11 protein-coding genes are annotated in these 13854 nt (G+C 63.4%); 5 read left to right on the top strand and 6 right to left on the bottom strand.

Annotated features, from left to right (window positions below):
* Positions 1-128 precede the first annotated feature (128 nt).
* The 5 genes from colR (at position 129) to E8E78_RS14255 (ending at position 3839) form a co-directional block, all read left to right on the top strand.
* Entirely contained in the window at positions 129-812 is a 684-nt protein-coding gene (colR, locus tag E8E78_RS14235; RefSeq protein ID WP_016488935.1) for a two-component system response regulator ColR, read from the top strand.
* Positions 802-2112 (top strand): HAMP domain-containing sensor histidine kinase, encoded by a 1311-nt coding sequence (locus tag E8E78_RS14240; protein WP_049273261.1) that lies wholly within the window; start codon positions 802-804, stop codon positions 2110-2112. Before colR ends, E8E78_RS14240 begins: the two co-directional genes overlap by 11 nt.
* 108 nt (positions 2113-2220) lie before the next feature.
* Complete coding sequence (locus E8E78_RS14245) at positions 2221-2901, top strand: class I SAM-dependent methyltransferase (protein WP_016498074.1); 681 nt, start codon at positions 2221-2223, stop codon at positions 2899-2901.
* A 6-nt stretch (positions 2902-2907) separates the two neighbouring features.
* Positions 2908-3606: a lipopolysaccharide kinase InaA family protein gene (locus E8E78_RS14250; protein ID WP_016498075.1), complete on the top strand. Its 699-nt coding sequence runs from the start codon at positions 2908-2910 to the stop codon at positions 3604-3606.
* Positions 3606-3839 carry a hypothetical protein gene (locus tag E8E78_RS14255; RefSeq protein ID WP_280313056.1) on the top strand — a complete coding sequence of 78 codons (234 nt, stop codon included), beginning with the start codon at positions 3606-3608 and terminating at the stop codon, positions 3837-3839. Before E8E78_RS14250 ends, E8E78_RS14255 begins: the two co-directional genes overlap by 1 nt.
* 168 nt (positions 3840-4007) lie before the next feature.
* On the opposite strand, the gene E8E78_RS14260 is transcribed toward E8E78_RS14255, so the two are convergent.
* The 6 genes from E8E78_RS14260 to E8E78_RS14285 form a co-directional block, all read right to left on the bottom strand.
* Complete coding sequence (locus E8E78_RS14260; RefSeq protein WP_280313055.1) at positions 4008-7052, bottom strand: multidrug efflux RND transporter permease subunit; 3045 nt, start codon at positions 7050-7052, stop codon at positions 4008-4010.
* A gap of 12 nt (positions 7053-7064) precedes the next feature.
* Positions 7065-8213 (bottom strand): efflux RND transporter periplasmic adaptor subunit, encoded by a 1149-nt coding sequence (locus E8E78_RS14265; protein WP_049273258.1) that lies wholly within the window; start codon positions 8211-8213, stop codon positions 7065-7067.
* 279 nt (positions 8214-8492) lie between these two features.
* Complete coding sequence (locus tag E8E78_RS14270; protein ID WP_049273256.1) at positions 8493-9590, bottom strand: DUF1513 domain-containing protein; 1098 nt, start codon at positions 9588-9590, stop codon at positions 8493-8495.
* Between the two features lie 2 nt (positions 9591-9592).
* On the bottom strand, positions 9593-10657 hold the full coding sequence (locus E8E78_RS14275) for an imelysin family protein (RefSeq protein WP_016498081.1): 1065 nt from the start codon (positions 10655-10657) through the stop codon (positions 9593-9595).
* A gap of 20 nt (positions 10658-10677) precedes the next feature.
* Positions 10678-12105, bottom strand: a complete 1428-nt coding sequence (locus E8E78_RS14280) for a di-heme oxidoredictase family protein (RefSeq protein ID WP_016498082.1) — start codon at positions 12103-12105, stop codon at positions 10678-10680.
* A gap of 277 nt (positions 12106-12382) precedes the next feature.
* Positions 12383-13720 carry an imelysin family protein gene (locus E8E78_RS14285; RefSeq protein ID WP_049273253.1) on the bottom strand — a complete coding sequence of 446 codons (1338 nt, stop codon included), beginning with the start codon at positions 13718-13720 and terminating at the stop codon, positions 12383-12385.
* Positions 13721-13854: the final 134 nt, after the last annotated feature.

Below are 13854 nucleotides of genomic sequence, written 5' to 3' on the forward strand. Positions count from 1 at the left end.
TCCGTGAAGGATCAGTGAAAAAACCGTCAAGTGCGGTGAATTTCTCCGGGGGCTGGCACCGTGCAGGCAGAGGCCTTAAGCTGCGCCTGCCGCGCACCACAGCGAGAAGCGCCGCACAGGAGAAACCGATGCGCATTCTTTTGGTTGAAGACAACCGCGATATCCTGGCCAACCTGGCCGATTACCTGGGCATGAAGGGCTACACCGTCGACTGCGCCCAGGATGGCTTGTCCGGCCTGCACCTGGCTGCCACCGAACACTACGACCTGATCGTGCTGGACATCATGCTGCCCGGCATCGATGGCTACACCCTGTGCAAGCGCCTGCGTGAAGACGCCCGCCGCGACACCCCGGTGATCATGCTTACCGCCCGCGACCAGTTGGACGACCGTCTGCAAGGTTTCCGCTCCGGGGCCGACGACTACCTGCTCAAGCCGTTCGCGCTGTCGGAGCTGGCGGCACGCATCGAAGCGGTGCTGCGTCGAGCCCAAGGCGGCGGGCGCCGTACGCTGCAGGTGTCCGACCTCAGCTACGACCTCGACACCCTGGAGGTTACCCGCCAGGGGCGCCTGCTCAAGCTCAACCCTGTCGGCCTCAAACTGCTGGCAGTGTTGATGCAGAAAAGCCCGCACGTGTTGCGCCGCGAAGTGCTGGAAGAAGCCTTGTGGGGCGACGACTGCCCTGACAGCGACAGCCTGCGCAGCCATGTGCACCAGCTGCGCCAGGTGATCGACAAACCGTTTGAAAAACCGTTGCTGCATACCGTGCATGGCGTCGGCTATCGCCTCGCCGAGGGCCGCGATGGAGTTTAAGCAAAGCCTTGCCCAGCGCATCATCATCGCCTTTGCCTTGATGAGCGCGCTGGTGGCCGGGGCGTTCGCCTTCGGCATCGTTGCCACTGTGCACCTGGTCGAAGAGCGGTTGATTTCCTCGGTATTGGGCGGTGACCTGCAGCGCCTGCTGCGCATGGACAGCGTCAGCGACTGGAGCCACCGGCCACGGCCCGATCAGCTGTTCTACTTCAGCGGCGGGCGTGACGACTTCGAGCTGCCCAAGGACCTGCGCCACCTCGACCGGGGTTTCCACGAGGTGTTTCGCGACCAGCTGTCGTACCACGCCATGGTCGAGATCGTCGATGGCCGCCGGTATGTACTGCTGCAGGACCAGAGCGACTTCGAAGAACGCGAGCGCGTGCTGTTCGCGGTGGTGGTGGTGGGCTTCGTGCTCAGCCTGGTGCTGGCCGTCATCCTCGGCTGGCTGGTGGCGCGCCGGGTGATGGCGCCGGTGATCCGCCTGGCCCGCCAGGTGCGTCACCGCGACCAGCTGCTGGGCCTGGCCCCGCCGCTGGCACCGGACTACGCCGCAGACGAAGTCGGCCAGCTGGCAGTGGCCTTCGACGATACCCTGGGCCGCCTGCGCGATGCGCTGACCCGCGAACGGCTGTTCACCAGTGATGTCAGCCACGAGCTGCGCACGCCGTTGATGGTGCTGGCAACCTCCTGCGAACTGCTGATGGAAAACCCCAATCTCGACACCCGCGCGCGCAGCCAGGTGGAGCGCGTGGCGCGGGCCACGGAAGAGATGCGCGAGCTGGTCAAGACCTTCCTGATGCTGGCGCGTGCGCAGCGTGACGAGGGCGCGGTGGCCTCGCAGGCGACCCTTCGCGAAGTGGCTGATGAGCTGATCGGCGTGTGGCGCGACACCATCGAGCAAAAGGGCCTGACCCTGTACTTCGATGGCCGCGTCAGCGCGAGCCCGGTGCTGTACAACGCCACGTTCCTGCAGTCGGTGATGGGCAACCTGCTGCGCAATGCTGCGCACTACACCGATAGCGGCTATATCCGCCTGAGCCTGGAAGCCAACGGCTTCAGTGTGGAGGACAGCGGTGTGGGTATCCCTGAAGAGCAGCGCGAGGCCATGTTCAAGCCATTTGTACGCGGCGACGAGCGGCGCGGCGAGGGCCTGGGGCTGGGGCTTTCGCTGGTGCAGCGGATCTGTGATGACCAGGGCTGGCGCGTTACCCTCACGTCTACCTTGCCGCATGGTTGCCGCTTCCAGGTCGACCTGAGCAATACCGCGGCCAAAGGCGACGTGGACGGCATGGCCGAGTAATGGTTTGTAACAGGTCAATTGGCGCGCAACATTTTTTTCACATTGGCATGACCTGATTCCGACGCTTGCTTACCTAAGGTGAGCGGCACTGGAGTCAGGAGATGCCCAATGCGTAGCCCCATCAAGCTTGAATTTTCCGAGAAGTACGACAAAGACCATGCGCGTGAGTACTTTCTCAAGCACCAGGACGGCCTGGCGCGACGCCTTTCCCACAAGCGAGATGAGCAACTGGCGCGTCGCGCCCTGGCATTGGCTGGCGAGCCTGGCCTGGTACTGGACCTGCCGTGCGGTGCTGGCCGTTTCTGGCCGCTGCTGGCAGAAAAACCCAATCGGGTAATCATCGGTGCCGACAACTCCGAAGCGATGATCGAGACAGCGTGCGCCGCGCAACCGCCAGAAGTGGTGGCACGGGTACGCCCTTTGCAGACTTCTGCGTTTGCCATTGACCTGCCGGACAACTCGGTGGACAGCATTTTCTGTATGCGACTGTTCCACCACATTGGCGAATCCGCCCACAGAAAGACCATTCTTTCGGAATTTCAGCGGGTTAGCCGTGATAGTGTGATTCTGTCCCTGTGGGTGGATGGCAACTTCAAGGCCTGGCGCCGAAAAAAACTCGAAGAGCGTCGCAGTGCCAAGGCTGACCAGGACAATTACCAGAACCGTTTTGTGTTACCGGCCGAAACGGTCGAAGAAGAATTCAGGGCCGCAGGCTTCAGAATCCAGGAACGCCTCGACTTCCTGCCGTTCTATGCCATGTGGCGGGTTTACGTATTGCGTAAGGGGTAGTGTTTGATGGCTGTAGCCCAGAAAGGGGAGTCGCGGTTCGATTTTTACTGGCGCCAGCAAGGCGAGTGGGTCGAGGAACCTAACCAGCGCCGCGGTGGCGAGAGTGGTGTGCAACGTCTCAATGATGCCAATGGCAAGCTGCTGTATGCCAAGCGTCAGGTGGGGCATATCTACCGCAGCCTGCTGCACCCTTTTGGCCGGCCGACCGTATTGCGTGAACTCGATGCGCTGAACAGCTTCGAGCAACTGGGCGTGCGTGTACCGCGCATCGTCTTCTGTGGTGCCGAACGCGATGCCGACCACCAATGGCGTGCGCTGCTGGTGAGCGAAGCATTGGACGGGTTTATCGAACTCGACAACTGGCATGCCGAAGGTGCCCGTGAGCGTTACCCGCAGGTGGTGCATGAGCGCATGCTCAAGGACCTGGCGGACAACCTTGCGCGCATGCACCTGGGGCACTGGCAGCACGGCTGCCTGTATGGCAAGCACGTATTCATCAAGGTGATTGGCGAAGGCGAGCAAGCGCGCGTCGAAGTGGCGCTGCTGGACCTGGAAAAGTGCCGGCGGCGTATCAGTTGCCAGCGTGCGGCAGGTAACGACCTGCGCCAGCTGCGCCGCCATTCGTCGCTCAATGACGCGGAATGGCAGACGCTGCTCTACTTTTACAAGATGGCGTTTGGCAGCGCTGTCAAAGGGTTAGGGTAATGAAACTAGAAATAGCTCGAGCTTTGTTCCTGGTAGCCGGCCTGGCCGTGACCACCGTGGCGGTGGCCGCCTGGGAAGAGCCGAGGCCGACCGTGTTCAGCAAGGCTGAGATGGCCGACCAGTGCGCGTTGCCGCGGAAAGCGAAACCGCAGCAGCAGGCACAGGTTGCGCCGGACCAGGACCTTTTGTTGTTCCTGTTTGGTCTGCGTCAAGGGTTGCGGCCATTTGGTTGAACCCGGTGTGAGCTAGAAACGCCAGAGGCCCCGCAATCGCGGGGCCTCTGGCATTTTTGTGTCTGCCTCACCGGCCTCTTCGCGGGTAAACCCGCTCCCACAGGTAAAGCTCAGGTACGGAACCTGTGCAGTACCTGTGGGAGCGGGTTTACCCGCGAAGAGGCCGGATCAGGCTACAGCAGGTTCTTTAGCCACCGCCCTGTGCGCCAGCAGTGTGTAGATACAAGGCAGCACAAACAAGGTAAACAGCGTACCAATCGACATCCCGGTGGCGATCACCGTCCCGATGTCAAAACGGCTGACCGCCCCGGCCCCGGTCGCCAGAATCAGCGGCACCATGCCGAACACCATTGCCGCCGTTGTCATCAGCACTGGCCGCAGGCGAATCGCCGCCGCTTCCTCGATCGCCTCGCGCACGCTCAGGCCGCGTTCCTCACGCAGCTGGTTGGCGAACTCGACGATGAGGATACCGTGCTTGCTGATCAGTCCGATCAAAGTCACCAGCCCGATCTGGGTGTAGATATTCATGCTCGATATACCCAGGAACAGCGGCAGCAGCGCCCCGCAGATCGACAATGGCACCGTCACCAGGATCACCAGCGGGTCGCGGAAACTTTCAAACTGTGCTGCCAGCACCAGGAAGATGATCGCCAGTGCCAGGCCGAAGGTAACCCACAGCGCGCTGCCTTCTTGAACGTACTGGCGGGCCACGCCGGCGTAGTCGAAGGCAAAGCCTTCCGGGGCCTCTTCGCGGGCGATGTCCTGCACCGTCTTCAGCGCTTCGCCCAGGCTGACCATGGGCACGCCCTGGATTATCGCCGAGTTCAACTGCTGAAACTGGTTGAGCTGGCGCGGGCGGGCGCGGTCGGTGAGGGTGATCAGGGTCGACAGCGGCAGCAGTTGGCCCTGTTCGTTCCTCACGTAGTAGTTGTTCAGCCAGCCGGGGTTGTCACGGTACAGCCGCTCGACCTGGGCTATCACCTTGTAGCTGCGCCCTTCCAGCGTGAACCGGTTGATTTCCGCCTCGCCCAGCAAGGTTGCCAGCGTGCCGCCCAAGGCGTCCATCGACACCCCCATCTGCGCTGCTTTTGCCCGGTCGATGTCGACCACCACTTCGGGCTTGTCGAAGGCCAGGTCGATGTCGAGGAAGGCGAACTTGCCCGACTCCTGGGCGCGGGTCTTGATGCGCTGGGCCACTTCCAGCAGTGCCGGGTAGTCACCTGCGGTATTGATCACGAACTGGAACGGCAGGCCCTCACCGGTACCGGGCAGGGAGGGCAGGTTGAAGCCGAAGATCTGCAGGCCGCCGATTTCCTCCAGTTTGGCCTGCACCAGTGGCAACAGCTCCATCTGTGTGCGCTCGCGCTCGTTCCAGGGTTTGAGCAGGAAGCCGCCGATACCCGTCTGCACGCCATTGAAACCGTTGATCTGGAAGGATGAGTAGTATTCGGGGAAGGCCTTGAACAGCGGGGTGAACTCGTCGGTATAGGCGTTGAGGTAATCGAGGTTGGCCGGCTGCGGCGAGCTGCTCATCATGAAGATCACGCCCTGGTCTTCGTTGGGCGCCAGTTCGTTCTGGGTGAACTTGAGCAGCACCGGGATCAGGCACAGGATGATCACCGCAAACACCAGCACCACCGGGCGGCTATCCAGGGTGGCGTGCAACAGGCGCTGGTAGCGCACCTTCAGGCGCTCGAAGATCTTGTCCAGGCGATGGGCGAGGCCGCTGGGGTTCTGCTCCTGGCGCAGCAGCAGGGCGCACATCATCGGCGACAGGGTGAGGGCCACGATGCCGGAGATGACCACCGCCCCGGCCAAGGTCAGGGCGAACTCCTTGAACAAGGCCCCTGTGAGCCCGGTGAGGAAGCCGATGGGTGCATACACGGCGGCCAGGGTGATGGTCATCGACACCACCGGCATGGCGATCTCGCGGGCGCCCTCCAGTGCCGCGTCGAACGGCGACTTGCCTTCTTCCATGTGCCGGTGGATGTTCTCCACCACGACAATGGCATCGTCCACCACCAGGCCGATGGCCAGCACCATGGCCAGCAGGGTCAGCAGGTTGAGCGAGTAGCCCATCATCTGCATGAAAAACAGCACGCCGATCATCGACAGCGGAATGGTCACCACCGGGATCAGCACCGAGCGCAGGGCACCGAGGAACAGGAACACCACCACGATCACGATCAATACCGCTTCACCTAGGGTCTTGATCACTTCGTCGATGGAGGCCTGGATGAACAGCGTGGCGTCGTAGGCGATCGACACCTTCAGCGCCGAGGGCAGCTGGCTTTCCAGCTCAGGCATGATACGCCGCACTTCCTTGATCACTTCCAGCGGGTTGGAGGCCGGGGTGGCCTTGATGCCGATATACACCGATGGCGTGCCGTCGAACGAGCTGACCGTGTCGTAGTTTTCTGCGCCCATCTCTACCCGCGCCACATCGCCCAGCAGCACGCGGCTGTCGCCGCTGGTCTTGACCGGCAGGGCGGCGAACGCTTCGGCCGACTTCAGCTCGGTACTGGCGTTGATACTGGTAACCACGTATTCGCCTTTTACCTCACCGGCAGCAGAGAGGAAGTTGTAGCGGCGTACGGCATTGGTCACGTCGGTGGCCGACAGGCCGAAGCCGGCCAGCTTCACCGGGTCGATCCAGATACGCATGGCAAACACCTGGTTGCCGAGAATTTCCGCCTCGGCCATGCCTGGCAACGTGGCCAGCTTGGGCTGGATGACCCGTGACAGGTAGTCGGTGATCTGCGGGTTGCTCATTTCCTTGCTGTAGAAACTCACGTACATCAGCGCCGAGGCATCGGCAGCCTCCTTGCTCAGCACTGGGTCTTCGGAGTCCTGAGGGAGTTTGTTGCGCACTTCGTTGGCCTTGGCCAGCAGCTCGGTGAACAGCCGGTCGCTGTCCGCACCGATGCGCGCGTAGATGGAAATGATCGAGAAGTTCTGCCGGCTCACCGAGGTCATGTAGTCGATGCCTTCGGCACTTGCCAGGCTTTGCTGCAGCGGCTGGGTGATGTAGCCCTGGATGGTCTCGGCGTTGGCCCCGGGATAAGCCGTGGTTACCGTGATCAGGGCGTTTTCCATTTGTGGGTACTGGCGGATCTGCAGCTTGTTCCAGGCCTGGAAGCCCAGCAGCAGGATCAGCAGGCTGACCACGCTGGCCAGTACCGGGCGACGGATGAACGGATCGGTAAACGCCATGCCAGCCTCCTGTCAGTCCTTGCCCGCCGCGCCCTGTACGGGCTTGAGGGCTTTGTCCTGGCCGATGCGGATCGCGGCGCCCGGGGTGAGCTTCAGTTGCCCGGCGGTGACCACCTGTTCGCCGGCTTGCAGGCCCTTGCTGACCACCACCACGCCGTCGCGGCGCTCGCCGGTTTGGACCGTGCGTTGTTCGGCGACCAGCTGGGGTTGGCCCTTGTCGTCGTTTTCTGGCTTGCCGTCCTTGTCCTTCTTCGGCGCGGCGACGTACACCGAATTGCCGTACAGGGTGTAGGTAATGGCGCTTTCCGGCACTACCACTTGCGGTTGCGGGTTGGGCAGCAGGATCAGCAGGTTGGCGAACATGCCTGGCAGCAGCTTGCCGTCGGGGTTGGCCAAGGTGGCACGCACCAGCAGGTTGCGCGTGGTTTCCTCGACCTTGGGGTTGATGGCACTGAGGCTGGCGGGGAAGGTCTGGCCCGGGTAGGCGGCCACCTGCAACAGCACCTGCTGGCCCAGGCTCAACTTCGGCAGGGCCTGCTCCGGCACATTGAAGTCTACGTACAGGCTGGACGTGTCCTGCAGGGTGGCGATCATCGTGCCGGCGGCCAGGTACTGGCCGATGTCCACCTGGCGGATACCGATAGTGCCGCTGAACGGGGCGTTGATGCTCTTCTTGATCTTCTGCGCCTTGAGCTGCTCGACCACCGCCTGGTTTCGGCGGTACTGGGAGCTAAGGCGGTCGAACTCGCCACGGGAGATGGCCGAGTCGCCGACCAGTTGGCTGCCACGGCCAAAATCCACCTTGGCCAGGCCCAGGTCGGCCTGGGCGGTGCCGAGCAGGGCCGTTTCCTGGTCGTCGTTGAGTTGCAGCAGCAATTGCCCGGCCTTGACCTGCTGGCCCGAGTCGAAGTGCAGGGCTTTGACGATACCTTCCACCTCCAGGCTCAGCTCCACACCCTGCAGTGCCTTGAGGCTGCCGACGGCGGGCAGGCGCTCTTGCCACTGGCGCTGTTCGGCCAAGGCTGCCGCTACGGTGATGGGCGGCTTGGGGGCAGTGAACATCTGGATCTGCTGATAGATCGAGAAAGCCTTGTAGCCCCCCAGGGCCAACACGATCAGCAGAACCACGGCCAACATGATCAGCATGCGGCGGCGCAGCATAGGTCCGGTTCCTTGGATACGGTTGTTATCAGCCTGGACACGACAACGGGCGATCCTGCCCACGTGTGGATGGGGGAAGTATTGACTGTTTTTGGCTGGCCGGGAAATGGATTGCGATGGCGCGGCCTGCACAGCCCCTTGCAGGAGCGGCCTTGCGCCGCGAATGGGCCGCATAGCGGCCCCAGAAAGCAACACGCAGATGCAGACATCCTGGGGCCGCTTTGCGGCCCATTCGCGGCACAAGGCCGCTCCTACAACGACCGAGTGTGCCTGTGGGAATCAGACGAGATGCAGGTGGTTGTCCCAGAAGCCGGATGGCAGGTTCATCGGCTGCCCGACCAGTTCGGCCTTGCGGCAATCGTAGAACCGGCAACGGCCCTGCCCGGAGGTGACGACAAAGCCGTCTTTCACCGCGCCAACCCCTGCGCAATCAGGCATGGGTGCATCCAGGCGAACTGCGCCGCTGTCCAGGTCCCAGACAAACAGGCGGTTGGCCCGGGGCGCGGTCAGTGCCACCAGCCGCAGTTCGCTGTGGATGGCAACGCTTGCGGTGTACTGGGCCATGGCCTGCAACTGCCGCTCTGGCACCGGGAAGGCCTTGAACGGCTCGCCCGGGCGCTTGATCGCCAGCAGCTCGGCAGTTTCATCGGCATCGCCCATGAACTGCTGGCAGGCAGCGATGGTGCCATCGCTGCCCACCGCCAGGTGGCGCACGCTGTTCATCTGCTGGGCCAGGGTTTCCTTGCTCAGCAGGGTGCCGTCGCGTTGCATCAGCACCAGGCTCGGCTGCATGGCGTCAAGGTTCATCTCCACCCGGCTTTCGGCTTCGGTGCGAATACCGCCGTTGGCCACGATCAGCGTTTCGCCATCGGGCAGCCAGGCCACCTCGTGCGGGCCAATGCCGTGGGTCGGGATCTCGCCGGTGTGTACCAGGCGTTCACCTTCGAAGCGGTACACGCCGAGCACGCCCCGGCCCGGGTCGGTGGTGTCGTTCTCGGTGGCATACAGCCATTCGCCGCCTTTGTGCACCACGGCGTGGCCGTAGAAGTGCCGGTTCGGCTGCGAGGCTACCGTTTGCAGCAGGCGCCCGTCGCGCAAGTCGACCAGGTAGCTTTCGGTACCGGGGCGACGGGCGACGAACAGGGCGATCGGCTGCTCGGGGTGGTGAATGATGGCATGGCAACGCTGCGCGACCTGGGTACTGAACACCTCGGTGCCGTCCAGGCGGAAACCGACGGCATAGTGCTTGCCGTCGCCGTCGTCACGCGCCGAGAGCAGCAAGGGTTCGCTGCCTTTGTTGCGGAACAGGCTCCAGCCGCCCAAGGTGAGGGCGCTGAGCAATACGCTACCGAGTTTGAGTGCCTGGCGTCGCAGCATGATCAGTCACCGTCGTTGGCATTGAAGCCCAGCTGGATGTTCAACGCCTTGGCCAGCTCGCCTTCGTGCAGGCGGTGGACGACGTTGAGGCTGTCGTAGATCTGGTTGAGGGTTTGCTGGCCAGCGTCGTCGGCCAACAGCTCACCGAGGGTTTTCTGGTTGTCGGCCAGCAGTTTGAGCGAGGTAGCGTAGGCGGCGTCGATCTTGTCCGCCAGCGCTTTCTGATCGCTGGGCAGCAGGCCGCGCAGGCCCTGGTTGTCGACCCCGACCCAAACGGTTTCGGCGGCCTTGAGGGTGGCCTCCAGGCTTTTCAGCGAGTTGTGGCTGCGCCAGGCTTCGGCTTGCAGCGGCTGCGCGATGCCCTTGCTCTGGCGACCCATCGGCGCACCCAGCTTCTTCTTCAGCGTATCCAGGGCGGTGACCTGGGAGCGCAGCAGGTCGGCGATTGCCTCGTGGGAATCGGCGTAGCGCTGGTTCGGGAACTTGGTCATCTGCGAAAGCATGCCGTCGGTGCTGTTCCAGCCCTTGAGGATCTCCTCGGCCAGGACCTTCTGGTGTTCACCGATGGCCACCAGCAGCGGGCAGTAGCGGGCTTTCTGCTCGGCCGTGGCGATGTCCGGCTTGCTGTCGAACAGGATGTACTCGTAGGCCGACAGGCCACGTACCACAACGCTGGACTTGCCCAGGGAGGCGGCATCGACCGGCTTGTCGCCGTTGACCAGCTGTTCGACCTGGCGGCCGACCAGGTTCTTCTTGTCGGGCCAGAACTGTACCTGCCAGGCGCGGTTGCCTTCGGCCAGCGGGCCGACCAGCAGCGGCTGCAACTCGGCCCAGGCCTTTTGCGCGTTGAGGAAGTCGGCGCGGGCCTTGTCCAGGTCTTCCTTGCCTTCGCAGTAGGCCAGGGCGCTGGCGGCCAGCGCGCGATCGGCTTCGACCCAGCGGCTGTAGGTGGGCAGAATGACCTGTTTGGCGATGGCGGCAGAGGTTACTGCTTGCGGATCCTGCGGCGAGCAGGCACCGAGGGCGAGTGCGGCGAGGCTGGTGAACAACAGTTTGGGTCGGAACATGCCCGGCTCCTTTGCGCGTTTTAAAGGGAGTTCAGGAACGCCAGCAACGCGGCGCGTTGCTCGGCATTGAAAGTGAGTACGAAATTGCGTGCCGCGTCGGCTTCGCCACCATGCCAGAGCACGGCTTCAAGCAGGTTGCGGGCGCGGCCGTCGTGCAGGAACTGGCTGTGGCCGCTGACCGTTTCGTTCAGGCCCACGCCCCACAGGGGCGGGGTCCGCCAGTCCTGGCCGTTGGCGGCAAATTCGGTGCGTTCGTCAGCCAGGCCCGGGCCCATGTCATGCAGCAGCAGGTCGGTGTAAGGACGGATGACCTGGTTGGCCAGCTCTGGCTCGGCGGCATCGGCGGCGGTGGTGAACTGCGGAGTGTGGCAGCCCTGGCAGCCGGCCTGGTAGAACAGGTTCTTGCCCGCCAGCACCTGCGGCGCGTTCACATCGCGGCGGGCCGGTACGGCCAGGTTGCGGGTGTAGAAGGTGACCAGGCGCAGGATGTTGTCGCTGACTTCCTTTTCGCCATCGGCACCGTCACCGTTGGGCGCGGCCAGGCAGTCGGCCTGGGCAGGGGTGCAATCGTCCTTGGGTTGCAGGGTACTGGTCAGGCCCATGTCGCCGACAAAGGCGTGCACGTTCTGCTGGTTGACGTTGGGCTGCCCGGCCTTCCAGCCGAAGCGACCGACCACGGTCTTGCCCTGGGCGTCGTCCCACACCCGGTTGGCCCGCCCGCGAATGCCGTCGCGGTTGTGGTCGTCCGGGTCTTCGTTGGCCAGCAGGTCGGCCTCGGGGATGGCTTCGAGCAGGCCCAGGCCGATCATCGGGGGGGCTACCCGCGCCGAAAAACGGGTGTCGGGGTGCATCACGCCATAGCCGAGCTGGGTAATCTGCAGGGTTGGCTTGCGCAGCTCTACCTGGTGGCCGTCCTTGAACGACACGGTTTCCTGGGTGTAGCTCACCCGCACCTTGCCTTCTGGCGCCACGCCAGGGATGGCCATGTCCTGCAACTGGGTGCCGTACACCGGCTCCGGCACCACGCCGAGGCGCTCGATGACTTTGGCGAGGTAGGGCTGGTCGGGGATCGACAGGCGTACCAGCATGCCCACCGCGTTGCTGTCATCCGGCTCTGGCGGGTGGCCACGGCCATCGCGCACATGGCAGTTCTGGCAGGCGTTGGTGTTGAACAGCGGGCCCAGGCCATCACGTGCGGTGGTGGTGGACGGGGCGATCACCCAGGGGTTGCGGAAGAAGCTGTTGCCCACGGCGAAGTCCAGGCGCCGCTCGGGCGAGAGGTTGGCCGAGGGCAATGAATAGGCGTTGCGGTCGCTGCGCTGCACGGTCGCCTTGCCACCCGACAACGCTTCGCCGGGCTCGGCCTGGGTGAAACGCGGGGCGTCGTCACAGGCGGCGAGGGCAAGGGTTAGCAGCAGGGGGGAAAGTCGGGACAGCGACGAGGACATCAAGGATCCTGGGCGTGAGCGAAAACCGGCGTGCAAGCTTAGCAAAGTGGGGGTGTTTGAATAAGAGCAATTTGCAATTGCTGGATGAAATCGGTGTCAGTTGGCCAGTGTTTGTGGTGGCCTGGTCGGGCCCTATCGCCGGCAAGCCAGCTCTTACAGCTAAACCAGCAGCCTCAAAAACTGTTGAGTACCTGTGGGAGCTAGCTTGCCGGCGATAGGGCCAGATGCCAAAAAGGCGACCCGAAGGCCGCCTTTTCTGAGAACCGCTACAGCAAGATCAGAATTCGTGATCTGCGGTGTCCGGGTTCAGGTTGGCAATACCCAGCTTGCCTGCAGCCTGCTCGATCGCACCGGTCTGCTTGACCAGGGCGGCGATGGCGTCACGCACGATCTGGTTGCCGGCTGCGTTGTCGGCGGCGATCAGCTGGTCGTAGTGCTCGCCTTTGAGGGCGTGGTCGACGATCACCTGGATCTTGGCTTCGGTGGCTTCCAGGTCGGCCTTGAGGGTGGCGTCGGCGGCCGGGTCAGCCTTGGCTACCAGCGACGACAGGCTCGGGCCTGTCACCTTGGTGCCGTCCGGGCGGGTGTACTCGCCCAGGTAGACGTTGCGGATGCCTTTGGCGTCATAGAAGTGCGAGTAGTGGGTGTTGTCGCTGAAGCAGTCCTGCTCGTCTTCCGGCGAGTTGGCTTCCAGCGAAACTTTCATGCGCTCGCCAGCCAGTTCACCCAGCGACAGGCTGCCCATGCCGAACAGCATCTTGCGCAGGCCGTCGTTGACAGGCTCCGCTTCCAGCGTGGCACGGTAGTTGTCGGCAACGTTCGGCGCCCAGTTGCCGACCATCTCTTCGAGGTCCTTGACCAGCAGGTCGGTGACCGCTTTCAGGTAGGCACGGCGGCGATCGTTGTGGCCGCCAGTGGCGCCCTGGCCTTCCAGGTAGTCCGACGCAGGACGATTACCAGCGCCTGGGCCGGTGCCGTTCAGGTCCTGGCCCCAGAGCAGGAACTCGATGGCGTGGTAGCCGGTGGCGACGTTGGCTTCAGAACCGCCCAGTTCGTTCAGGCTGGCCAGCTTCTCGGGGGTGATGTCCTTGACGTCGACCTTCTCTTCGCCCACCTGGATCTCGGTGTTGGCGATGATGTTGGCGCCGGCGGCCGGGTTGCCCAAGGCGTGCTCGTAGCTCTTGTCGACGTAGTCGATCAGGCCTTCGTCCAGCGGCCAGGCGTTCACCTGGCCTTCCCAGTCGTCGATGATGGTGTTGCCGAAGCGGAAGGCCTCGGTCTGCAGGTACGGTACGCGCGCGGCGACCCAGGCTTCCTTGGCGGCCTTCAGGGTTTCGTCGTTGGGCTTGGCCAGGAACGCGTCGACTGCGGTCTGCAGCGCCTTGGCGGTGCTCAGCGAGTCGCTGTACACGGCGTAGACCATTTCGGCGTAGTGCTTGACCACGGCTTTGCCGGCGGCTTCATCGACAGCCCCTGGCGCAGCAGCGGTGGTGCTGGCGGCAGCAGCAGGTGCCTGGGCTTGCGGCGCGGCGGCTTTGTCGTCCTTTTCACCGCAACCGGCGAGAGCGATGGCAATGGCCAGCAGACTGGCGGAGGCCAGAGGCATTCGAATCATTATTGGTTTTCCTGCATCGTGTGGTTGGACCAAGGGGTGGACCGTGCGCCGTGGCACGCGAAACCGCAACATCATGCGAAAGATTTGCATTTGCTGTAAAGGGGCGGGCGCGCAATTCATGTAATTGCCGGTCA

It is taken from the genome of Pseudomonas sp. BN505, assembly GCF_029873175.1.
Classification (GTDB): domain Bacteria; phylum Pseudomonadota; class Gammaproteobacteria; order Pseudomonadales; family Pseudomonadaceae; genus Aquipseudomonas; species Aquipseudomonas putida.